General features: G+C 73.2%; 18 protein-coding genes and 1 pseudogene. 15 read left to right on the forward strand and 4 right to left on the reverse strand.

Annotated elements, in window-relative coordinates; all coding sequences use genetic code 11:
• The first annotated feature begins 124 nt into the window (after positions 1-124).
• The 4 genes from EV378_RS27620 (at position 125) to EV378_RS27635 (ending at position 8,035) form a co-directional block, all read left to right on the forward strand.
• Positions 125-1,219: an alpha/beta fold hydrolase gene (locus EV378_RS27620; RefSeq protein ID WP_132430315.1), complete on the forward strand. Its 1,095-nt coding sequence runs from the start codon at positions 125-127 to the stop codon at positions 1,217-1,219.
• Positions 1,220-1,251: 32 nt separating this feature from the next.
• A complete protein-coding gene (locus EV378_RS27625) occupies positions 1,252-4,137 on the forward strand; it encodes an AfsR/SARP family transcriptional regulator (RefSeq protein WP_132430316.1) in 2,886 nt (961 codons plus the stop codon).
• A 317-nt stretch (positions 4,138-4,454) separates the two neighbouring features.
• Positions 4,455-4,733 carry a WhiB family transcriptional regulator gene (locus EV378_RS27630; protein WP_132430317.1) on the forward strand — a complete coding sequence of 93 codons (279 nt, stop codon included), beginning with the start codon at positions 4,455-4,457 and terminating at the stop codon, positions 4,731-4,733.
• Positions 4,730-8,035 (forward strand): multicopper oxidase domain-containing protein, encoded by a 3,306-nt coding sequence (locus EV378_RS27635; RefSeq protein ID WP_132430318.1) that lies wholly within the window; start codon positions 4,730-4,732, stop codon positions 8,033-8,035. The genes EV378_RS27630 and EV378_RS27635 overlap by 4 nt, the downstream gene beginning before the upstream one ends.
• Positions 8,036-8,042: 7 nt before the next feature.
• Here the strand turns inward: EV378_RS27635 and EV378_RS27640 are convergent, their stop codons facing one another.
• On the reverse strand, positions 8,043-10,016 hold the full coding sequence (locus EV378_RS27640) for a M13 family metallopeptidase (RefSeq protein WP_132430319.1): 1,974 nt from the start codon (positions 10,014-10,016) through the stop codon (positions 8,043-8,045).
• Between the two features lie 826 nt (positions 10,017-10,842).
• On the opposite strand from EV378_RS27640, the gene EV378_RS27645 reads away from it, so the two are divergent.
• The 10 genes and pseudogenes from EV378_RS27645 to EV378_RS27695 all read left to right on the forward strand — a co-directional run bounded on the left by EV378_RS27645 (position 10,843) and on the right by EV378_RS27695 (position 18,262).
• Positions 10,843-11,817, forward strand: coding sequence for a hypothetical protein (locus EV378_RS27645; RefSeq protein WP_132430320.1), 975 nt, complete (start codon positions 10,843-10,845; stop codon positions 11,815-11,817).
• Positions 11,810-13,075 (forward strand): SRPBCC family protein, encoded by a 1,266-nt coding sequence (locus EV378_RS27650; RefSeq protein WP_132430321.1) that lies wholly within the window; start codon positions 11,810-11,812, stop codon positions 13,073-13,075. The genes EV378_RS27645 and EV378_RS27650 overlap by 8 nt, the downstream gene beginning before the upstream one ends.
• A 39-nt stretch (positions 13,076-13,114) precedes the next feature.
• Complete coding sequence (gene gvpJ / locus EV378_RS27655; RefSeq protein ID WP_243653792.1) at positions 13,115-13,495, forward strand: gas vesicle protein GvpJ; 381 nt, start codon at positions 13,115-13,117, stop codon at positions 13,493-13,495.
• Positions 13,492-14,250 (forward strand): GvpL/GvpF family gas vesicle protein, encoded by a 759-nt coding sequence (locus EV378_RS27660; protein WP_132430322.1) that lies wholly within the window; start codon positions 13,492-13,494, stop codon positions 14,248-14,250. The genes gvpJ and EV378_RS27660 overlap by 4 nt, the downstream gene beginning before the upstream one ends.
• A gap of 1 nt (position 14,251) precedes the next feature.
• Positions 14,252-14,497, forward strand: coding sequence for a gas vesicle protein GvpG (locus tag EV378_RS27665; RefSeq protein ID WP_132430323.1), 246 nt, complete (start codon positions 14,252-14,254; stop codon positions 14,495-14,497).
• Positions 14,498-15,506: 1,009 nt separating this feature from the next.
• Positions 15,507-16,160, forward strand: a complete 654-nt coding sequence (gvpO, locus tag EV378_RS36530) for a gas vesicle protein GvpO (protein ID WP_243653793.1) — start codon at positions 15,507-15,509, stop codon at positions 16,158-16,160.
• Between the two features lie 7 nt (positions 16,161-16,167).
• Positions 16,168-16,581: pseudogene (locus EV378_RS27675) on the forward strand (gas vesicle protein); the annotation flags it as partial.
• A gap of 369 nt (positions 16,582-16,950) precedes the next feature.
• Complete coding sequence (locus tag EV378_RS27685) at positions 16,951-17,703, forward strand: GvpL/GvpF family gas vesicle protein (RefSeq protein ID WP_132430324.1); 753 nt, start codon at positions 16,951-16,953, stop codon at positions 17,701-17,703.
• Positions 17,700-17,966 carry a gas vesicle protein gene (locus EV378_RS27690; protein ID WP_132430325.1) on the forward strand — a complete coding sequence of 89 codons (267 nt, stop codon included), beginning with the start codon at positions 17,700-17,702 and terminating at the stop codon, positions 17,964-17,966. The genes EV378_RS27685 and EV378_RS27690 overlap by 4 nt, the downstream gene beginning before the upstream one ends.
• A complete protein-coding gene (locus tag EV378_RS27695) occupies positions 17,963-18,262 on the forward strand; it encodes a gas vesicle protein K (RefSeq protein ID WP_279389666.1) in 300 nt (99 codons plus the stop codon). Before EV378_RS27690 ends, EV378_RS27695 begins: the two co-directional genes overlap by 4 nt.
• 134 nt (positions 18,263-18,396) lie before the next feature.
• On the opposite strand, the gene EV378_RS27700 is transcribed toward EV378_RS27695, so the two are convergent.
• Both EV378_RS27700 and EV378_RS27705 read right to left on the reverse strand, forming a co-directional pair.
• Positions 18,397-18,870, reverse strand: coding sequence for a hypothetical protein (locus tag EV378_RS27700; protein ID WP_132430327.1), 474 nt, complete (start codon positions 18,868-18,870; stop codon positions 18,397-18,399).
• 617 nt (positions 18,871-19,487) lie between these two features.
• Positions 19,488-20,696 (reverse strand): threonine synthase, encoded by a 1,209-nt coding sequence (locus EV378_RS27705; protein WP_132430328.1) that lies wholly within the window; start codon positions 20,694-20,696, stop codon positions 19,488-19,490.
• Between the two features lie 171 nt (positions 20,697-20,867).
• On the opposite strand from EV378_RS27705, the gene EV378_RS27710 reads away from it, so the two are divergent.
• A complete protein-coding gene (locus EV378_RS27710) occupies positions 20,868-21,674 on the forward strand; it encodes an Fpg/Nei family DNA glycosylase (protein ID WP_132430329.1) in 807 nt (268 codons plus the stop codon).
• Here the strand turns inward: EV378_RS27710 and EV378_RS27715 are convergent.
• Complete coding sequence (locus EV378_RS27715; protein WP_132430330.1) at positions 21,665-22,267, reverse strand: TetR/AcrR family transcriptional regulator; 603 nt, start codon at positions 22,265-22,267, stop codon at positions 21,665-21,667. The two genes, EV378_RS27710 and EV378_RS27715, sit on opposite strands and share 10 nt — an antisense overlap.
• Positions 22,268-22,311 lie beyond the last annotated feature (44 nt).

Here is a 22,311-nt window from a genome sequence, read left to right on the forward strand (position 1 = left end):
GGAACGTCCTACGGTGACGGGTGGCCCTACGGGTCGGCTACCGGCCCGGTAGCGCACCCGTAGAGCCGTCGTAGCGAGATCGCGCACGCTGATCCATTCCAGGATCGGCCGGTGAGGAGGCACGATGCGCGCCCAGCCCCCCATCGCGCGGTTCACGCTCGACGGGGTGTCCGACGCCGCGGTCAGCGCTCACCCGTTCACCGCAGACGACGGGCTCGAGCTGAGCCTGATGCGGTTCACCCGGGAGACGTCGGGCGACGCGGTGCTGCTGATACCCGGCCTCACGACCTCGACCGACATGTTCGTCATGCCGGAGCACCGCAACCTGGTGACGCACCTGCTCGACGAGGGCTTCGACGTGTGGTGCCTGGACGGCCGGATGAGCATGCGGCACCCCTACAACAGCCGGCCGCACCGCACGACGTTCGACGAGGGCGCGCACTACGACCACCCGGCAGCCGTCGCGTACGTGCGGCGCGAGACCGGCGGGCGGCCGCTGCACGTCGTCGCGCACTGCATGGGTGCGCTGACGTTCTCGATGAGCATGACCGCCGGGCTCCTGCCGGGTCCGATCGCGAGCGTCGTGCTGAACAGCGTGGCGCTCACCCCGCGGGTGCCGTGGTGGTCGTCGGTCAAGCTGGCGCTCGGGCCCGCGCTGTTCGGCGCCGTCGGGATCGACGTGCTGGACCCGTCGTGGAGCGAGCGGACGACGTCGTGGAAGGGCCGTGTCGTCGCCAGGGCGGTCTCGGCCGCGCACCGGGAGTGCGACGTGTCCGCCTGCCACCTGCTCAGCATGATGTGGGGCACCGGGTGGCCCGCGCTCTACGAGCACGCCAACCTGGACGATCGGACCCACGCGCGCGCCGCCGACCTGTTCGGACCGAGCGGCCTGCACTACTACCGGCACATGCACCAGATGGTGCGGGCCGGGCGGGCTGTCCGTTTCCGTCCGCACCGGAGCGAACACGCTGCGTTGCCGGACGACTATCTGGCAGCCGCGTCGCAGCTGGAAACGGACATTCTCCTGGTGACGGGATCACACAATCGCGTGTTCACGGATTCCAACGTGGTCTGTCACGATCGTCTGTGCGATATGGGCGTGCGGGGTCACGAACTCCGTGTGTTCGAGGGGTACGGTCATCAGGACGTGTTCATGGGCCGCAACGCAGCGCGGGACGTGTTCGGCCACCTCGTGGAGTTCCTGTCCCGCGCTCGCTGACGGTCCGTAGTCCCTCCTCCGATGGGGACCCGATGGAGTTTCGGCTGCTGGGGCCGGTCGAGGTGCGCGACGGCGACCGCTCGCTGAAGCTCGGCGGGCAGAAGCCGCGGACGCTGCTCGCCGTGCTGGCGCTCGACGCGGGCCACGTCGTCGGACCGGCGCGGCTGGCCGAGCTGATCTGGGAGGACGACCCGCCCGCGACGGCGAGCACGCAGATCCAGGGATACGTCTCTGCGCTGCGCAAACAGTTCGTCATGGCCGACCCGGGCCGCCAGGTCATCGTGACCGAGCCCGCCGGCTACCGGCTCGACGTCCGGCCGGGCGAGCTGGATCTCACGGTGTTCGAGCAGCGGACGGCCGAGGCGGCGCAGGCGCTCGCCGCGGGACGTTCCGAGGATGCCACCGCCGCGTACCGGGAGGCGCAGGAACTCTGGCACGGGCCGGCGCTCGGCGGGGTGGCCGGCACGCTGGAGCCGGCGCGGGACCGCCTCGAGGAGCGCAGGCTCACCGCGTTCGAGGGCCGGATCGAGGCGGATCTCCGGCTCGGTCGCGACGAGGAGCTGGTGACCGAGCTGCGCGACGTCGTCGCCGCCCATCCCTTCCGTGAGGGTCCGCGGGGGCAGTTGATGCTCGCGCTGTACCGCGCCGGGCGTGCCGCCGAGGCGCTGACCGTGTACCGCGAGGCCCGGACGATCCTCGCCGAGGAGCTCGGGCTCGACCCCGGACCGGAGCTGCAGCGGCTGGAGAAGGCGATCCTCGTCTCGGACCCGACGCTGGAACCGCCCCCGTCGGCGGCGCCGGACGCGCCGGGCGTGCCGCTGCCCGCCCAGCTGCCACCGGACATCCTCGACTTCACCGGCCGCGCGGAGCAGGTCGTCGAGGTGTGCGGCGCACTCGGCAGGCGCGACGACGACCCGGACGAGCCACCGACGGCCGTCGCCGTCGCGCTCATCGCCGGCCGGGCGGGCATCGGCAAGACGTCGCTGGCCGTGCACGCCGCGCACCGCATGCGGAGTGCGTTCCTGGACGGCCAGCTGCACGTCAACCTGCACGGCGCCCAGGACCGGCCCGCCGACCCGTCGGAGGTCCTCGCCCGCTTCCTGCGCGCTCTCGGCGTCGCTCCGGCGCGGGTCCCGGAGACCGTCGAGGAACGCGGCGAGCTCTACCGCAGCCGGCTCGCCGGGCGCCGGGTGCTCGTCGTGCTCGACAACGCGGCCGACGAGGCCCAGGTCCGGCCGCTGCTGCCCGGTGAGCCGGGATGCGCCGTGCTGGTCACCAGCCGGTGGCGGCTCGCGGGGCTCGAGGGGGCCCGGCTCGTCGACCTGGAGATCCTGGAGCCGGACGCGGCGTTCCAGCTGCTGGAGAAGGCCGCCGGACCGGGCAGGCTGGCCGACGAGCGGCAGGCGGGCGAGGAGATCGTGCGCCTGTGCGGGTACCTCCCGCTCGCCGTGCGGATCGCCGGCGCGAAGCTCGCGGCCAACCCGTTCTGGAGCGCGGCGCACCTGGTCGGTCTGCTCGCCGACGAGCGGCACAGGCTCGACCAGCTGACCATCGGCGACCTCGAGGTGCGCGCGACCCTTGCCCTGAGCTACCACGGCCTGTCCGAACAGGAGCAGCAGGCGTTCCGCAGGCTCGGCCTGCTCGAGGCCCCTGACTTCGCGCCGTGGACGGTTGCCGCGCTCGCCGACGTCTCCCAGGCCCGCGCCGGGCAGCTCGTCGACGCGCTCGTCCGCGCCCGCCTGCTGGACGGCGCGCGCGGGCCCGGCGGCACGGTCCGCTTCCGCTTCCACGACCTGCTGCGGCTCTACGCCCGCGAGCTGGCCCGTCGCGACGAGACGCCGGAGGAGGCGTCTGCCGCACTGGCCCGCGCGTTCGACGGGTGGTGCCACGGGGCCGAGAAGGCGTCCGCGCTGACGCAGAGCGCGTCGTTCGGGATCGTCCATCTCCCGGCGGACGGGTGGCGCGCCGAGGACGGCGCGTTCGACAGGATGGCCACCGATCCGCTGGGCTGGTACGAGACCGAGTGGCCCGCGCTGCTGGCGGTCCTGGACCAGGCCCTCGCGCAGGAGCGGTACCAGCTGGTCATGGCGCTCGGCGGCCGCCTCGGTCCGTTCTTCGTGGTCCGTGGCCGTTTCGACGACTGGCGGCACATCGCCGAGCACTCCCTGACGGCCGCGCGGCGGGTCGGCGACCCGTTCCGGCAGGCGATGGCCCTGCGTGCGCTCGCCGAGCTGTCGCTGATGCGCCACCGGGTCGACGACGCGCGCTCGCAGTTCGAGCAGGCGATCGACTGCTTCCGGAAGGCGGGATCCCGGTTCGGCGCCGCGCTCTGCGGCTCCGGGCTGGGGGCCGCGCTGACCGCCGGGGGTGACCTCGACGCGGCGCGCGAGCGTCTGGAGGCCGCGCTCGTCGAGCTGCGCGAGGTCGGTGATCCCCGCACGCTCGCGTGGACACTGTCCCGGCTCGGCACGCTGCACCGCGACCGCGGCGACCTGGACCGGGCCGCCGAGTACCAGCTGGAGGCCGTCCGGGTGCTCGGGGACGACGCGATGCCGGTCGACGTCGCCGCGTTCCGGGAGCGTCTGGCGTTCGTCCGCCTCCGCCAGGGCACGCCGGCGGAGGCCTGCGAGCTGTTCGAGCAGACCGTCGTCGTGCGCCGGGCGCACCGGGACCGTTTCGGAGAGGCGTTCAGCCTCTGCGGGCTCGGTGAGGCCCAGCAGGCGCTGGGACGCCCGTCGGACGCGCTGGACTCGCTGACGTCGGCCCTGCGACGGTGGCGCGAGCTGGAGCTGCCGGTGGAGCAGGCGTCGACGCTGGCGCTGCTCGTCGGCGTGCACACCGATCTCGGCGACGAGGAGTCCGCGGAGGCCATGCGGGCCGAGGCGGAGAAACTGACGGGCGACCCGGACCCGGAGTGATCGCCGCAGCGGCATGAAAGCGGATTCGTAGCGGGATCCGGCAGCCTCGGTGACATGGCAGAGGCGAGTACCCCGGACCGCACCGGTGGGTACCCGCGCGTGCTGCCGTCCCGGGCGGGGCGATCCGCCCGGGTGCACGTCCGGGAGCCCCGCGGCGGACCGCGCCAGGGCGATCACAAGGGGGGCGGTCGCCCGTCGGGGGCCGGTCACCGCAGGGCTCCCGGGCGCTCGAACCGCGGATGGCGCGGCGGACGAGGGGTCCGCCGCGCCCATCGCGCGGGCGTTCCGTAGCGCGGCGGTGAGCCCGTCGCCGTGACGTGACCGGGCCCGATCCTGACGAGCCCCTCTCCCTTCCGTGCCGCACCCACGATCCCGACCTGTGGTTCGCCGAGTCGTCCGTGCTCCTGGAGCGAGCGAAGGAGCTCTGCCGTGGATGCCCCGTCCGGGCCGCGTGCCTGGCCGGCGCGCTCGCCCGTCGCGAGCCGTGGGGTGTCTGGGGAGGCGACATCGTCGCCGACGGGGTGGTACTCGCCCACAAGCGTGGCCGCGGACGCCCGCGACGGCGACGGCCCGCACTGACGAGGAACGAGCCATGACCGAGCCACGGACCTACGACGTCGTCGCCCTCACCGTCCCGATCGCCTACAACGCCCACGGCGACCGCACCACCGACGGGTCCGTCTTCGCGCTCGCCGAGCACGCGGTCGCGCTGCGTGCCGTCACCGGTGACCGCCCGGACCCGCTCGTGCGCCCGCTCGTGCTGCGGGCCCGTGTCGGCGAGCGCGTCGTCGTCCAGTTCCGCAACGACACCGGGCACCGTGCCGGGATCCACCCGCAGGGCGTGCGCTACGACGTCGAACGCGCGGACGGTGGCGTGGTCGGCTGCAACCCGGACTCCGCCGCGGAGCCGGGTGGGCGCCGCCGCTACGTCTGGGACTGCCCGAACGAGGGCGTGTTCTTCTTCGGCGACCTCGCCGACCTGCGCGGATGCGAGAACGGCTCGCAGGCGCACGGTCTGTTCGGCGCGCTCGTCGTCGAACCGGAGGGCGCCACCTGGACCGACCCGGAGACGGGTGCACCGCTGCCGGACGGTCTGTCCGCCGACGTGCACGTCCCCGGCGGCACGGCGTTCCGCGAGTTCGTGACGTTCCTGCAGGACGCCGCAGCGAACGACGACGGGCCGCCGGTCGCGCTCTCCGGATACCGGTGCGAGCCGGTGTCGCGGCGCCCTGCGGACGACCGGCGGTACAGCTCCTGGACGCACGGCGACCCGGCGACGCCGGTGCTGCGCGCCTACGCGGGCGACCGGACGCTGATCCGCCTCGTGCACGCGGGCCTGCGGGACAGCCGCGTGTTCCACCTGCACGGCCACCGGTGGCGGACGTCGGCAGGGGCGCCTGCCGTCGACGCCGTCGGGCTCGGGCCGCAGGAGGCGCTCACGATCGAGCCGGTCGGCGGCGCGGGCTCGGTGCACGGCGCGGCCGGGGACGCGATGTGGGAGTTCCCCGGCACCGACGTCTGGGGCGTCCTGCGGGTGTTCGACGTCGCCCTGGACGGCAACGGACACCATCCGGACGGCACACCGATCCCGGCGCTGCGCCCGCTGCCCGGCCACCGACCGCCGCCGGAGCCGACGCCGGAGCGCCCCGGCTTCCCGACGTTCGTCGCCGGTGTCCACCCCGGACCCCCGCCGCGTCCACCCCGGACCCCGTCGACGCCCTCCGACGGTGACCGGGAACCGTCCGAACTGGAGCGTGCCGCGTTCTGTGCGGACCCGCGGCCGGGCGAGGCGTTCACCCGGGTCGGGCCCGTGGACGTGCCGGTCCGCCGTTACCACCTGCTCGCGCTGCAGGGCGTCCTGCACCATCACCGCGGGGAACGCGCCGACCACCGCGACGACTCCGGCGTCCTCTACGTGCCGGCCGACGACGTCGCGCGGGCGGGCGGCGTCGACGCGTTCCGCGCGCAGCTCGCGTCCGGTGAGCGCGACGTGCACCCGGTGGCGATCCGCGCCGCGGCCGGCGAGGTCGTCGAGCTGGCGCTGACGAACGCGCTGCCGGAGGGCCCTGACGTCGGCGCCCACGTGCACCTCCTCGGCCACGACCCGCTGGTCGCCGACGGTGCCGCCGTCGGCTGGAACTACGCGTCCGGCGTGGCAGCGGGCCGGACCCGCACCGTCCGCTGGTACTGCGACGGTGAGCTCGGGACGGCCGTGTTCACCGACGCGCTGCCGGAACGACGGCTGTTCGGCAGCCTGGTCGTCGAGCCCGCGGGGGCGCGGTGGACCGATCCGCACGACCCGGACCGAGAGGTCACGTCGGCCGAGGCGGCCGTCGTGACGCTGCCGGACGGCTCGTCGTTCCGTGAGCAGGTGCTCGCCGTCGCCGACGGGGTGCCGCTGCGCCGCCACCCGCACGGCGCCGCGCCGGAACCGCACGCGCCCGGCCGCGCCACCGTCGGGTACCGGTGCGAGCCGCTGGACGAGCGGCCCGGCGACCCGGCCGACCGGTTCTCCAGCCGCGAGCACGGCGACCCCGGCACCCCGCTCCCGCGGGCGTACCCGGGGGAGCGGGTGCGGATCCGGCTCTACCAGGGCGCCGGGACCGGGCGGCACGGCGTCGTCGCGCACGGTCTGCGCTGGCCGTCGCGGCCGGGCGACCCGTCGTCGCCGCCGTGTTCACAGTGGACGCTCGGCCCGGGACAGGCCGCCGACCTGCACGTCGACGACCTGGGCGGGCCGGGGGACCACCTCTGGTCGCTCTCCGCAGGCGAGGACGCCTGGCCGGGCGCGTGGGGACTGCTGCGCGTGCACGACCGGCCGATGTCCGACCTGCCGACGCTTCCCGGCGCGTTCCCGGTCCCCCCGGATCCGCAGCGCGGTCCGGTCCGCCGGTACCGCGTCACCGTCCGCGCCGCGGCTCGCGACCACGGCAGGGGACGGTCCGATCCGCTCGCGCTCGTGTACACCGTGGACAGCGCCGACGGTGCCGACGGTGCCGACGGACCCGGTGCGCTCGTCCTCCGCGCCCACGCGGGCGAATGGGTCGAGGTCACGCTCACGAACGAGCTGTCCGGCCCGCCGTCCGCCGCCTCCGCCGACCCGCTCCTGTCCGGTGAGCAGGACCCCGGCGAGCGGGTCGTGTCGGACCGGGTGTCCCTGCACGCCGTGGGCCTGCGCCACGACGTCCGCGGGTCCGACGGCACGGCGGCCGGCACGAACCCGGACTCCACGGTCAAGCCCGGCCACTCGGTCACCTACCGCTGGTTCGCCGACGCGCCGGGTCCGGTCCTGCTGTCCGACCGCGCGGACGTCCGCACCCACCGGCACCGGGGCCTGGTCGGGGTGCTGGTCGTGGAGCCGCCGGACGTGACGCCCGTGCACCCGTCCGGGCACGGGAGCGGGTGGGTCGGTGAGCAGGCGCTGCTGCGGCGCACCGACGGGACGACGGAGCGCGAGCTGGTGCTGCTGCTCTCCGACGGGTTGCGCCTGCATCGCGCGGGCGGCCCGGACCGGCCGCTCCCGGAGACGGCCGTGTCCGGGAGCGCCGCGTTCAACCATCGCAGCGCGGCCCTGGTGCCGGACCGGCCGTCGCTGGCCGACCCGAACCCGCCCACACCGGTGCTGGCCTGCGCGCCGGGGGACCGCCTGCGCGTGCACGTCGTGGCCGCCACCGACCGCGCTGGCGCCCACTCGTTCACCGTGCACGGCCACGACTGGCCGTGCGACGAGCACCCGGACGCCCCGCGCGTCGGGACCACCGGGGGGCTCGCGGCCGGTGCCGTGCGCTCCATCGCGTTCACCGCGGGCGGGCCCGGCGACTACGCCTACCGCAGCGGTGCGCTGCGGTGGGCGCTGGCCGAGGGCCTGTGGGGCGTGATCCGCGTCCGCAGGCTCTGACGACCTCTCACCAGATGCGCACCCGCCTGCCCGGCTCGGTGAACAGGGCATCGGTCTCGGTCACGTCGAACACCTCGTGGAACGTGTCCAGGTTCGTGACGACGGCGTTGCAGCGCAGGTCCGGCGGCGAGTGCGGGTCGGTCGTCAGCCGACGGATCGCCTCCGCGTCCCGGGTCACCGCGCGCCACACCTGCGCCCAGCCGAACAGCACGCGCTGCAGCCCGGTCAGGCCGTCGATGACCGGCGGCTCGGCGTCCCCGCAGGCGATCCGGTAGGCCTTCAGCGCGATCGTCAGGCCGCCGAGGTCGCCGATGTTCTCGCCGACGGTGAGCGCGCCGTTGACCTTGTGGTCGGGCAGGCCGATCGGCGACAGCCCGTTGTACTGCTCGATCAGGGTCTGGGCGCGCTTCTCGAACTCGGTGCGGTCCGCGGCCTCCCACCAGTCGGTCAGGTTGCCGTCGCCGTCGTAGCGCGAGCCCTGGTCGTCGAAGCCGTGGCCGATCTCGTGCCCGATCACGGCGCCGATGCCGCCGTAGTTGGCCGCGTCGTCGGCGTCGGCGTCGAAGAACGGCGGCTGCAGGATCGCGGCCGGGAACACGATCTCGTTCATCCGCGGGTGGTAGTAGGCGTTGACCGTCTGCGGGGTCATCAGCCACTCGTCGTGGTCGACAGGGCCGCCGAGCTTGGCGTACTCGAAGTCGTTGCGCCAGATCCCGGCGCGCGCGACGTTGCCGAGCAGGTCAGCCGGGTCGATGGTCAGCTCCGAGTAGTCCTTCCACTTCTCCGGGTAGCCGATCTTCGGCGTGAACTTGCCGAGCTTCTCCAGCGCCCGCTCGCGGGTGGCCGGGCTCATCCAGTCCAGCGTGGTGATCGACTGCCGGTACGCCTCGACGAGGTTCGCGACGAGCTCGACCATCCGCTCCTTCGCCGCCGCCGGGAAGTGCCGCTCGACGTACAGCGCGCCGACCGCCTCGCCCAGCGAGCCCTCGACCAGGGACACGCCCCGCTTCCAGCGCTCGCGCAGGGCGGGCGTGCCGGACAGCGTGCGGCCGTAGAACGCGAAGTCCTCCTCGACGAGGTCGCTCGACAGGTGGTCCGCGCAGGCCGACGTGGTGCGGATCGCCAGCCACGCCTGCCACTGCTCGAGCGGGCGCTCGGCCCACAGCCGTCCCGCGGCGGCCACGAAGCTCGGCTGGCGGACGACCACCTCGTCGTAGGAGCCCGCGGGGACGGCGAGCGCGTCCAGCCATGCGTCCCAGTCGAAGCCGGATGCGTGCGCACGCAGCTCGGCGCCGGTCATCAGCGTGTAGGTCTTCTCCGCGTCCCGGTTCGTCACCCGGTCCCACGACTCGGCGGCCAGCGCCGTCTCCAGATCCATGACCTGCTGCGCGACGCGCGGCGGGTCGGCCAGGCCGGCGAGCTCGGCGAGCCGTTCCAGGTGCGCGACGTACGCCGTGCGGATGTCCGCCGAGTCGTCGTCGCGGTAGTAGGACTCGTCGGGCAGGCCGAGACCGGACTGGTTGAGGTTGACCAGGTAGCGGGTGGAGTCCTTGGCGTCGGTGGCGACGAAGTCGCCGAACAGCGACGCGCGGCCCTCCCGCTGGCGGCGGCCGAGCACTGCGGCCAGCGCGGCCTTGTCCGCGGCGGCGTACACGTCGTCGAGCAGCGGGCGCAGCGGCGCCGTGCCCAGCTCCTCGACGCGTGCGGTGTCCATGAAGGACGAGTACAGGTCCCCGACGCGCTGCGCGTCGGTTCCGGGGGCGGCGTCACCGGCCGCGCACTCCTCGACGATCGCGCGGACCTGCTCCTCGGCGCGGTCGCGCAGCACCCGGAACGCCCCGTCCTGGGACCGGTCCTCGGGGATCTCGTGGGTGCGCAGCCACCGGCCGTTGACGTGCGCGAACAGGTCGTCCTGGGGCCGGACGTCCGGGTCGACCCACTGGAGGTCCAGGCCGGAGGGCTTCGGCTCGGTGGTGGTCATGCACCCATCCTGCCCTTCCGCGGCGGGTCCGGCACACGCCCTCGTCGGAAACCGGATCACAGACGTGCCCGAGAACGATCTACCGCAGCGGCGTTCCTGCTGCACGGGGGCCTGCAGGCGAAGATTCGCAATCAATATGTCACGGTGCGACGAGTGATTGTCCTTTGTGGATCATCTTATCTTTCGGTTAAAGTCCTGAGTGGATTGTTAACGACTCTGCGACGCGTTGTCCCAATTGATCGGCGTGAATCGGAAGTCGGGCGCCGCTCCGTTCGGCGCATGTGCATTCGACCCTGCAGACGCCTTCGTCGATTGCATTGTGGGAGAGCAAGCGAGATTGGGCCGAACGGAGGGTTTGAGGTGCGGATGAGGAGGTCGACGACGGTGGAGGTCTTTCGGAGTGGGGTGTCCGAAAAGCGTTGTCCGACAAACGATCTTCGACCAGGTCGAACCGGTGGCCGGGGGCGGTGCGATCACCCCGCGGGGCCGATGTCCGCCGAGGTCGTCGAGCTGCGGGAACGCCGGCGCCGCCGCTGACCCGATCGAAATCGATTTCGATCGGGATCGTGCTGTACCCGCGTCCGTTCGGCCGATAGGGCACGTCCGCATGCCTGATCGTGAAGTTCGACCGGCTGGCCGTCGCACCGCGTAGTCGATCTCGATGTAACGTCGCCGCCGCCTGACAACAGTTTTCTTCGTCGTGGCGAGCGCTCGCGTGAGGGGGGTGCTTCGTTTCGCGGGCACAGTCGAGACGTGGTTTCGTTCTCTGATTCCTGGGAATCCGTGTCTGTGGGCCGTCCCGACATCACGAGAAGGTGATCCGAACATGAGCAACGCCTCCAAGATCGGGATGGCCGTCGTCGGCGGCTACGTCCTGGGCCGGACCAAGAAAGCGAAGCTGGCGATCATGCTGGGTGGCGCGCTGGCCGGCCGGAAGCTGAACCTGTCGCCGTCCGGCCTGCTGTCGCAGGGCTCCAAGGTGGTGGCGGCGTCCCCCGAGCTCAGCAAGCTGTCCGACGCGGTGCGCGGCCGGCTGCTGGACGCGGGCAAGCAGGCCGCCGTCGCCGCCGCGAGCAACCGGCTCGAGTCGCTGACCGACTCGCTGGTGCACCGCGTCGAGAACCTCGGCAAGCCGGTGGAGCAGGTCGCGGGCGCGGCGGGCGACGCGGCCGGTGCCGGCGTCGAGAAGGCGGGCGACACCGCGGGCGCCGCCGTCGAACAGGCCGGGAACGCGGCCGGGAAGACCGGTGACGCGGTCGGGAAGACCGGGGACGCGGCTGGAGAGGCCGTCGAGACCGCTGGCGACGCCGCGAGGTCCGCGGGGCGCACGACCGGGAAGGCGGGTCGGGCTGCCGCCGGGGCCGGGCGGACCGCGGCCGCACGCACCAGGGGCGGCGCAGGCTCCGCGTCGGCTCGCGTCGGAGAACAGTCCGATTCGGACTCGTCGGGCTCCCGGAAGTCCTCCGGCTCGTCGGGCTCGTCGGGTTCGGGGTCGTCGTCGTCCGGCCGCCGCACCGGCACCCGCCGGTCCGGTTCGGAGGGGTCCTCGTCGTCGTCCTCGTCGTCCACGACGCGCCGGCGGTCCACATCGGAGGGAAGCTCGTCGTCGGGCCGGTCGTCGTCGACCAAGCGCCGTACGGCGTCCGGTGGGTCGCGCAACGGCACGACGTCGACGTCGTCGGTGCGCCGCAGCACGGGCTCGGTGAAGGCCTCGGGCTCCGGACGGTCGTCGAACGGTTCGACGTCCGGATCCGGTCGCGGCGGCTCCGCGCGCAGCGGGGAGGACCGGGCCGATGCCTGACACGGACCAGGACACGACGGAGCACGACGGCGGATCCGGGTCGCTGCTCTCGCAGCTGCCCACGGACAAGCTCCGCGAGGCGGGGCAGACGCTGCTGAAGACGGCGGCGGACAAGGCCGTCGGTGCGGCGCTCGACCAGGTCGAGGGCCTCGCCGGACGACTGACCGACGTCGCCGACAACGGCGGCGTCGGACTCAAGGCCGCACTCGGAGGGGGCGCGGCCGCGGCGAAGGGCGAGAACCCGGTGACTGGCGCGATCAAGGGCGGGCTGTCCTCCGTCACGGACAAGGTGAAGGGCCTGTTCGGCGGCGGCAGCGGCGGCGGCGCGGGCAACAGCGGCGGTGGCGGCGGCTCCGGCAAGTTCAAGTTCATGAACATCGTCGAGGAGCTCGACGTCGGTGTGCCGATCCGCGTGGCCTACGACCAGTGGACGCTGTTCGCGGACTTCCCGAGCTTCATGAAGAAGGTCCACACCGTCGAGCAGGAGTCCGACGAGAAGACCAACTGGTACGCCCAGGTCTGGTGGTCGAAGCGCAACTGGCAGGCGACGATCATCGAGCAGATCCCGGACACGCACATCATCTGGCGCTCCACAGGCCAGAAGGGCTACGTCAACGGGATCGTGTCGTTCCACGAGCTGGCGCCGAGCCTGACCCGGGTACTGCTCGTCCTCGAGTACTACCCGGTCGGGCTGTTCGAGAAGACGGCGAACCTCTGGCGTGCCGTCGGGCGCCGTGCGCGGCTCGAGTTCAAGCACTACCGCCGTCAGGTCATGGTGCACACGCTGATGGAGCGCCAGGAGCTCGAGGGCTGGCGCGGCGAGATCCGCGACAGCGAGGTCGTCGTGACCCACGAGGAGGCCATCGAGCAGGAGGAGACCGCCCGCGACGTCTACCACGACTACGGCTCCGAGGACTCCGAGGACTCGTACGACGACGAGGAGTACGACGACCTCGACGACGGGCAGTACGACGAGGACTCGTACGACGACGAGTCCGATGAGGACGAGGACCTCGACGGGGAGCCGTACGACGAGGAGGACTCCTACGACGTGGAGGACTCCGACGAGGACGCCGACGAGTCCGGCGAGGACTACGACGACGAGATTACCGACGAGGACGAGCCGGTCGACGACGACCCGGACGCGTCCGACGAGGACGTGATCGACGGCGAGGTCGTCGACGAGGACGAGCCGGAGCCCGACGAGGGCCGCCGGACCGGGACGCGACGCCGGGCCCGCGCGGGTGCGCGTGGGTGACCTGCACGTCCGCGTGCAGCGACGAGGGGATGTGATCACGTGACCGTCAGTCAGCGACAGGGCGGCAGTAGCCGTGTCGACCGCGCGCAGATGGGCGACCTCGCCCAGGTCATCGACCTGATCCTGGACAAGGGACTGGTCATCGACATATTCGTCAAGGTGTCGCTCGTCGGCATCGAGCTGGTGACGATCGACGCGCGGATCGTGGTGGCCAGTGTGGACACCTACCTGCGCTTCGCCGAGGCGACGAACCGTCTCGACCTCCACCAGAAGGGCGGCAAGGACCTCGGCGAGGTGATGGGCGGCATGGCCGAGGGTACCGGTCGTCGCGGTGCGAAGGGTGCGACGAAGGGCGCCCTCGAGGCCGGCAAGGAGAAGTACGACGAGTTCCGCGGCGACCGGAAGAAGGAGCGCTCGTGAGCGAGGGGACGGGAACGTACGTGTACGCCGTCGTCGCCGCCGACGCGGACCTGCCGGCCGACCTGGAGCCGGTCGGCGGATCGGCCGACGGCATCGCGATCATCGAGCACGGTGACCTGGCCGCCGTGGTCAGCGACGTGCCGACGGACAAGCCACTCGGCAAACGGGCCGACCTGATGGCCCACGAGCGGGTGGTCAACACGATCGCGGCCGAGACGACCGTGCTGCCGATGCGGTTCGGCGGCGTGGTGTCCGACGACCGTGCGGTGATCGACGAGCTGCTCGCCGAGCACCACGACTGGTTCTCGCGCGCGCTCGACGAGCTCGACGGGGTCGTGGAGTTCGTGCTGCACGGCCGCTACGACCAGGACGTCCTGTTCGGACAGATCCTGGAGCAGAACTCGGAGATCGCGCGACTGTCCGAACAGGTCCGCGGCAAGGACCCGGACGCGACGTACTACGAGCGCATCCGGCTCGGCGAGGCGATCTCGCGCGAGGTCGACGGGGCCCGTGCAGTGGACGCGACGACGGCCGAGCAGTGGCTGGGCCCGTTCACCGAGGCGATCGTCGCGAAGGACGTCGACGGCGAGGACGGGGCGGTGCACCTGGCCGCGCTCGTCCGCCGGGACAAGCGCTCGGACTTCGAGCAGGCGGTCGACTCGCTGGGCGACGACTGGGACTCCCGCGTCTCGCTCCGGCTGATCGGCCCGGTGGCGCCCTACGACTTCCTGCCGCAGCCGGCCGAGGAGTCGTGACGTGGGTCTGTTCACGGGGTTGCTGACGCTCCCGCTCGCGCCGGTCCGCGGCGTGGTGTGGATCGCCGAGCAGCTGCACGACCGCGCGGACGCGCAGATGAACGATCCGGGCGTCCTCCGGGCGAAGATCGACGAGCTGGACCGGGCCCACGAGCGCGGCGAGATCTCCGAGTCCGACCGCGACGAGCAGCAGGAGGAGCTGCTCGAGCGGTTGATGGGCCGATCCCGTCCGGTGGACGATGAGTGACCGCCCCCGGCGTCGCCCCGGTGGACGACCGCGTCGGCGATCGTCCGAGGCGGGCGGTCAGGACGACACCGACCGTCCCCGTCGTGACGACGGGTCCCGGACGTCCGCGCCTCGCGACGGTGCTCCTCGACGCCGCCGCTCGTCCGACGAGGAGGGGGCGGAGGAGCGTTCGAGCCGTCGACGGTCCACCGAGGAGCGTCCGGGCGGTGGCCGGTCGTCGGACGGCTCGGCCGGAGGGCGGCCCTCCCGGCGTCGGTCCTCGGACGGTGAGGCCGAGGAGCAGCCGACCCGTCGACGGTCCACCGACGAGCGTCCGGGTAGCCGGAGGTCGTCGGAGGGTGACGTCGGAGACCGGTCTGCTCGCCGGAGGTCGTCGGAGGGTGACGCCGGAGACCGGTCTGCTCGCCGGAGGTCGTCGGAGGGTGACGCCGAAGATCGGCCTGCTCGCCGGAGGTCGTCGGAGGGTGACGCCGGAGACCGGTCTGCTCGCCGGCGTTCGTCGGACGGTGACGCCGGAGACCGGCCTGCTCGCCGGCGTTCGTCGGGGGGTGACGCCGGAGATCGGCCTGCTCGCCGGAGGTCGTCGGAGGGCGAGGAGCCGGAGTCGCGCGGGCGCCGGGGGTCCCCGGACGGGGACTCCGGGCGGCGACCCGGGCGTCGGCCGTCCTCGGAGAAGGACGCGCGGGAGCGGCCGGCCCGTCGGCGCTCGGCGAAGGAGGACCCGCGGGAGCGGCCGACCCGTCGCCGACAGCCGGACGGCGGTGACGAGGACCGACCGCTGCGCCGCCGACCCGGGGAGGCCCGTTCCGGCGGACCGGCTCGGCGGCGGTCCGAGAACCGCCGTCCCGAGCGGGACGACGCACCCGCCGGCGACGATCGGCCGGTCGAGGAAGAGGAGGTCGTCGAGGACACGGCGCCGGGTGACGTCGACGAACTCGATGCCCCCGAGGACTCCGACGGCGACGACGGGCTGGTCGACGAGGACGACGCCGACGACATCGGAGCGGACGTGGACGAGCCCGTCGACGAGGACGCGCAGGCCGACGAACCCGGCGACGAAGCCGCCGACGAACCCGGCGACGAAGCCGCCGACGAACCCGGCGACGAACCCGGCGACGAACCCGGCGACGAAGCCGCCGACGAAGCCGCCGACGAACCCGGCGACGAAGCCGCCGACGAACCGGCCGAGGAGCCCGAGCCCGTCGACGAGGACGACGACTACGACGCCGTCGACGACGACACACAGGCCGACGAGCCCGACGACGAAGCTGGCGACGAGCCCGACGACGAGCCCGAGCCCGAGCCCGTCGACGAGGACGACGGCCACGACGCCGTCGACGACGCGCAGGCCGACGAACCCGCCGACGACGAGTCCGGGCCGGAGAGGAACGGGCGTCCCCCGAAGAAGCTGGGAGCGCGGGCGGTGGCACGCGCCGCCGTCGAACAGGTCGTGGAGATGACCGGCAAGAGCCCGGAGGGCGTCACCTCCGTCACCCGCACCGACGACGGGTGGTTGGTCGGTGTGGAGGTCGTCGAGACCGAGCGGATTCCCGACTCCGCCGACGTGCTCGCGATCTACGACGCCGAACTGGACGCCGACGCCGAACTGATGTCCTACCGCCGGGTGCGCCGCTACCCGCGCGGCCGGGGCGACGACGAGTGAGGATCCGATGAGCGAGACAGCCCGGTGGGCCGGGCCCGCACCCCCGCAGCAGCAGCGCGCCCAGCAGTCGAACGGCCGGGCCGACGGCGCAAACCTCGCCGACATCCTGGAACGGGTGCTGGACAAGGGGATCGTGATCGCCGGCGACATCCAGGTGAACCTCCTGGACATCGAGCTGCTGACGATCAAGATCCGGTTGGTGGTCGCGTCCGTCGAGCGCGCCAAGGAGATGGGCATCGACTGGTGGGAGCGCGACCCGACGCTCTCCGCGGGCCGCCGCGAGCTGGAGGACGAGAACAAGGAGCTGCGCGCGCGCATCGAGGCGCTGGAACGGAACGGCCACCGCGACGCCGGTAGCCGCGAGCTGGCGCCCGCGGACGACGAGCCCGACGACGTCGTCGACGAGCCGTACGAGGACGAGGACCTCGGCGACGTCGAGGACACCGACGTCGAGGACACCGACGTCGAGGACGACCGTGTCGACGATCTCGACGAGAGCGATCCGGACGACGCGGATCCGGACGACGCGGAACCGGACGACGCGGAACCGGACCGGCACGACGGCCCGGCCGACGACGAGCGACCGACGGGGGGCAACGGCCGCTCCGGCCGGGCCGCCCGTGCGAAGGCCGACTCCGACGAGGGCGACGCCGCCGAGGACACGGGAGGCGGATCCGGTCGGAGCCGGGGCGGTCGCGGCCGGGCGCGGGCGAGTGACGGCGCGGACCGGGAGGCGCCGGTCCGTCGCAAACCGGGAAGCAAGCGATCCACGACGCGGGAGAGGTGACGCGTGGGGGACGAGCTCAGCTACGTGTACGCCGTCGGGGTCCGGATCCCGCGCGGGGTGGTCGCCGACCTGAGGGGGATCGGTGACCACCCCGTGCGCCTGGTCGAGGACGGCGGGATCGCCGCGGTCGTCGGGTCCGTTCCGGCCGACGAGTTCACGGCCGAGCAGATCGAGGAGCGGCTGCAGGACCTCGCGTGGATCTCCGAGACGGCGCGGGCGCACCACAGGGTCGTGGACGTCGTCGGTGCGCAGGCGGTCGTCGCGCCGTTCGCGCTGGCCACGGTGTACCGCGACGACGCGCGGGTCGAGCAGATCCTGCGGGAGCGTGCGGGTGCGTTCGCGGCCGTGCTGGACCGGCTCCGCGGCCGTGCCGAGTGGGGAGTGAAGGCCTGGGCCGGATCGGCGCCGCAGCGCAGCGAGGGCGGACGGGCGTCGTCCGGGGCGGAGTACCTGCGCCGGCGCCGGGCCGTCCTGCGCGAGTCCGAGCGCGAGACGGACGTGGCGTTCGACGCCGCTGAGAAGCTGCACGGGACGGCCGCCGGGGGAGCCGACGCCGCCCGTCGTCACCGCCTGCACGAGCCGGCGCTGTCCGGCCGGTCCGAGCCGATGGTGCTCAACGGCGCCTACCTCGTCCACACCGGACACGTCGACCGGTGGCGTGCCGCGGTCGAGGAGGCGGGCGAGCGCAGCGGGCTGTCCGTCGAGGTCACCGGGCCGTGGGTCCCGTACTCGTTCGTCGACGAGGGCTCGCGGTGAGCGCGTCCCCTGACATCACCGGCGGGCTGCTCGGTGATCGTGAGGTGGCACTCGTCGACCTGCTCGACCGGGTGCTGTCGTCCGGCGTCGTGCTCGCGGGGGACGTGACGATCTCGCTGGCCGGCGTCGACCTGATCCGGATCTCGCTCCGGGCGCTCGTCACGTCGATCGCGCCGGCCGACACCTCGATCGATCCACCGCCGGTCGAGTGGACGAACCCGCCCGCGCTCGAGGCCCGCACGGCCCGGGACGGTGTCCGGTGAGCGGCGAGGACGGGGTCGCCCGCAAGGTCGAGATCGACAAGGACGCCGTCGAGCGGGACCTGATGAAGCTGGTGCTGACGATCATCGAGCTGTTGCGCCAGCTCATGGAGCGCCAGGTCATCCGCCGCGTCGACCAGGGCGACCTCTCCGACGACCAGATCGAGGACCTCGGCACGGCTCTGATGCACCTCGAGGAGGCGATGGACGAGCTGACCGAGCGCTTCGGCCTGACCGCCGAGGACCTGAACCTGGAGCTCGGCCCCCTCGGCCCGCTCCTGCCCCGCAATGCGCGCTGATCCGCAGAACGCGCGCCGATCCGGGGAACGCGAGCGCTCGGACGCGTGCGAACTCCGGATCCGCCCGGAGATTCCGGATCAGCGTGCGAACCGGGGGCGGTGCGCCGGCGGCCGGAGGCGCGAGAGCTGCTCGGTTACGACGCGTTGCGGCGCCAGCGGCGGCGGGGGACCTCCGGCTCCTGGGCGTCCGGGGCGGCGACGGCGAGTTGCGTGGCCTGGCGGCCGAGCACCTCGAGGTGGACGCGGACGTCGTTGTGCGTCGGGTCCAGAGCGACCTGCTCGGCGATCTCGGCGGCCTGGGTGACGGCGTCGGTGAACGCCTGCTGCGCGGTGGCAAGGCGCTCGGCGATCCGCCTGGCCGGACCGAGGCGCAGGCGGAAGCGGGACGGCTCGATCGAGTCACCGACCGTGGCGAGCCGTCGCACGGCCTCCAGCTCGGCGTCCAGGCGCGAGCCGATCTCGCCCAGCCACGTCTGCACCTGACCGGCAGGCAGCGCCTCGGTGATCCGGTGGAACCGCGCCACGCTCGACGAGCACTCCTTGACCCGGCCGTTCCAGTATCGCGACAGCGGGGTGGGCGGCGGTTCCGGTGCCGAACGGAGACGCATGCGACCAGGGTGCCGGATGGTCGTCGCACCGGGTACCGCGGGGCAGGTGTCCCTCGACGAGGCGTCCTGGCGGACGAGGTCGCCCGCACCATGGCGGTGCAGCTCACGCTACCTGCACGGCACGAACGACGGCTGTCCCGGACGACGTGACGCCGCCGCGATCCGTGAGGCGCCGCTGCACCCCTTCGGACCGTCGACGTGAACATGACGGTCGCCAGATCGCGGCTCGACAGCCGTCACGTTCATGTCGGCCGGGGTACCTCAGATGCGGATGGTCGTGCCGGGGCCCAGGGGTGTGTCCGTGACGTAGAACAACGCCAGGATCAGCACCCACAGCACCGTGACGTAGTTCATCAGCACCGACGTCTCGACGCCGGGCGGCGTCCCCGGCGGCGCACCTTCTCCGACACGGCGGCCAGGTTCGCGTCCAGCGCCCTGTGCACCGGTTCGGCCGGGGGCGCACCGGGTAGCTGTGCGGTCGCACCGACGGCGGCGAGCACGGCGCTGCCGACGGCCAGGACCAGCAGCAGGTACTCCGAAGAGGAAGAACGGATGCGGGACCCGGTTGCCGACCCGCTCGACGAGCCCGATGATGCCGCGCTGCCCGGTGCCCGCGGTCATGCGATCCGGCCGTCCTTGGCCAGCGTCGGCACGTCGACGGCGACCGTGTCCGGATAGATCAGCCCGCTGCCGGTGTTCAGCACGACGACGTCCTCCGACCCGTCCAGCCACCCGGACTCGCGCAGCTTCCCGACGGCGGCCATGCACGCCCCGCCCTCCGGGCAGATCCAGGTGCCCTCGTCGCGGGCCAGCGCGTGCTCGGCGGCGAGCAGCTCCTCGTCGGTGACGGCGACGGCGGTGCCTCCGGTGTCGCGTACCGCGTCCAGCACGAGGAAGTCGCCGAGCGCCTTCGGCACGGTGATCCCGAACGCGACGGTGTGCGGGTCGGGTGGCGCCACGGACTCGGACGAACCGGCCTCGAAGGCGTCCACGATGGGCGCGCATCCGGAAGCCTGGACGGCGACCAGCCGCGGAAGGTCGCCGGACAGCCACCCGAGCTCGCGCATCTCCTTCAGGGCCTTGTGGATCGCGATGATGCCGACGCCGCCCCCGGTGGGGTAGAGGATCACGTCCGGTGCTCGCCAGCCGAGCTGCTCGACGATCTCGTAGCCCATCGTCTTCTTGCCCTCGATGCGGTAGGGCTCCTTGAGCGTCGAGGTCTCCTGCCAGCCCTGCCGCCGCGGCACCGCCTCCGCGACGATCTTCCCGGCGTCCCCGATCAGACCGTCCACCAGGTACAGCTCGGCACCGGCGACGACGCACTCGCGGCGGGTGATCTCCGGCGCGTCCACCGGCATCGCGATCAGCGCGCCCAGCCCGGCTCGCGCGGCGTAGGACGCCCACGCCGCGCCCGCGTTGCCGTTCGTCGGCATGGCGACGCCGCGCACGCCCAGCTCCGCCGCGCGGGACACGCCGACGGCGGCGCCGCGGGCCTTGAACGCGCCCGTCGGGACCAGGCCCTCGTCCTTCATCCGCAGGCCGGGCACGCCGAGCCGGGCGCCGGCCCGGGGGAGGTCGAGCAGCGGCGTCATGCCCTCGCCGAGCGTGACGACGTGCGCGGGGTCCCGGACCGGCAGCATCTCGTGGTAGCGCCACAGGTCCGGCGGGCGGCCGGCGATCTCCTTCGGCGTCACCGCGACCCGGTCGAGGTCGTAGCGGGCGAGCAGCGGTGCGCCGGCGGGGGAGACGCCCTGGACCCGGTCGGCGTCGTGCGTCGAACCGTCGCGGGAGCACTCGAGATGGGAGAGCGTGGAGTAGTCACTCACCGGTCGACCCAAACCCCCCGACGGACGCCCGGCAACTCGGGCCACCGGCGGCCGCGCCGCGCTCCCCTGTCGGGTGCTGCGGCGACCCGGGCGGCGGCTGCCGCGCGGGGTGCCGCGGCGGAGCCCGCCCTCGGCGCGCGGGAAGGGTCGGCAGCAGGCAGCGTGGAGGTCATGCCCGAAGGCCACACCGTGCACCGCCTGGCGCGTCTGCAACGCAGGCGGTACGCGGGGCGTCCGGTGGCGGTGTCCAGCCCGCAGGGGCGGTTCACGGCCGGTGCCGAGGTCGTCGACGGGCGGGTGCTGTCCGACGTCGAGGCGCACGGCAAGCACCTGTTCCAGATCTACGGACCGGACCTCGTCGTGCACGTCCACCTCGGACTGTGGGGCCGCTTCGGGAACCGGCGCCGGCCCGAGCAGGAGCCGCGCGGGCAGGTGCGGATGCGCATGGTCGGCGACGAGTACTACGCCGACCTGCGCGGGCCGTCGGCCTGCGAGCTGCTCACCGACGTCGAGGCGACGGCGTTGCACGCGAGGCTCGGTGAGGACCCGCTGCGCCGCGACGCCGACCCGGAGCGGGTCTGGGCGCGGATCGGTCGGTCCCGCGCGCCGCTGGCCAGCCTGCTGATGGACCAGTCGGTGATCGCCGGCGTCGGGAACGTGTTCCGCGCCGAGACGCTGTTCCGGACCGGGCTCGACCCGATGACGACCGGGCGGGACCTCGACCGCGAGCGGTTCGACGCGCTGTGGGCCGACCTGTCCGAGATGCTCGTCGAGGGGGAGCGGCGCGGGAGGATCGAGACGCTGCGCCCGGAGCACGACCCGGCACTCCTCGAACCGCCGGACAGCGGCGCGGTGTGCGCGAGCGTCGTCTACGCCTACCGCCGGACGGGACAGCCGTGCCTGGTGTGCGGCACGCCGATCCGGCACCGCACGCACCAGGCGCGCAACCTGTTCTGGTGTCCGTCCTGTCAGGACTGAACGGGTCGGGCCGGTAGCGCCAGCCGTTCCGCCGCCCGCACCACGAACGCGCGGCGCGCGGTGTGCTCGTCCGGGTCGTCGCCGTCGGCGCCGGTCAGCATCCGGGCCAGCTGCGGCGCGCAGATCCACCACGCGGCCAGCCCGATCACCAGGAACGCCAGCCGGGCGGGGTCGAGGTCGTCGTCGAACGTGCCGTCGGCCTGGGCGGCCGCGTACGCCGCCGCCTTGTCCCGGTAGTGCGCGGTGCGGTTCTGCTCGTCGACGGTCGTCCCGTCCAGGCCCTCCCAGAGCAGCAGGCGGGCCAGGTGCGGGTTCGCGGCATGGTAGTCGAACGTGCGCCCGGCGAACTCGCCGATGTCGGCGAGCCCGCCGTCCGGCGGTGGGACGGACGCGGACAGCCGGGCCAGCTCGTCGGCGAGCACGGTCTCGAACAGCGCCTGCTTGTCGCCGAAGTACTTGTACAGGCGCTCCTTGTTGATCCCGGCGCGCTCGGCGATGCGCGCCATCGTCGTCCCGGCCGGGCCGCGCTCGGCGAACTCCTCGGTGGCCGCCTCCTGCAGCCGCCGCCGGGTGCCCTCGGTGTCCCAGGCCATGTCGCCAGCCTACTCGACTCCAACGTTGTGGTTGGAGTACCGTC

The organism is Pseudonocardia endophytica, from assembly GCF_004339565.1.
In the GTDB taxonomy this organism is placed as follows: domain Bacteria; phylum Actinomycetota; class Actinomycetes; order Mycobacteriales; family Pseudonocardiaceae; genus Pseudonocardia; species Pseudonocardia endophytica.

What these genes read in the sequence shown, in the direction of transcription:
- EV378_RS27650 (WP_132430321.1), top strand. Translation starts at nt 11,810, where the DNA reads ATGCCTGACACGGACCAGGACACGACGGAGCACGACGGCGGATCCGGG.
- EV378_RS27710 (WP_132430329.1), top strand. Translation starts at nt 20,868, where the DNA reads ATGCCCGAAGGCCACACCGTGCACCGCCTGGCGCGTCTGCAACGCAGG.
- EV378_RS27715 (WP_132430330.1), bottom strand. Translation starts at nt 22,267, where the DNA reads ATGGCCTGGGACACCGAGGGCACCCGGCGGCGGCTGCAGGAGGCGGCC.
- EV378_RS27700 (WP_132430327.1), bottom strand. Translation starts at nt 18,870, where the DNA reads ATGCGTCTCCGTTCGGCACCGGAACCGCCGCCCACCCCGCTGTCGCGA.
- EV378_RS27645 (WP_132430320.1), top strand. Translation starts at nt 10,843, where the DNA reads ATGAGCAACGCCTCCAAGATCGGGATGGCCGTCGTCGGCGGCTACGTC.
- EV378_RS27640 (WP_132430319.1), bottom strand. Translation starts at nt 10,016, where the DNA reads ATGACCACCACCGAGCCGAAGCCCTCCGGCCTGGACCTCCAGTGGGTC.
- EV378_RS27625 (WP_132430316.1), top strand. Translation starts at nt 1,252, where the DNA reads ATGGAGTTTCGGCTGCTGGGGCCGGTCGAGGTGCGCGACGGCGACCGC.
- EV378_RS27635 (WP_132430318.1), top strand. Translation starts at nt 4,730, where the DNA reads ATGACCGAGCCACGGACCTACGACGTCGTCGCCCTCACCGTCCCGATC.
- EV378_RS27620 (WP_132430315.1), top strand. Translation starts at nt 125, where the DNA reads ATGCGCGCCCAGCCCCCCATCGCGCGGTTCACGCTCGACGGGGTGTCC.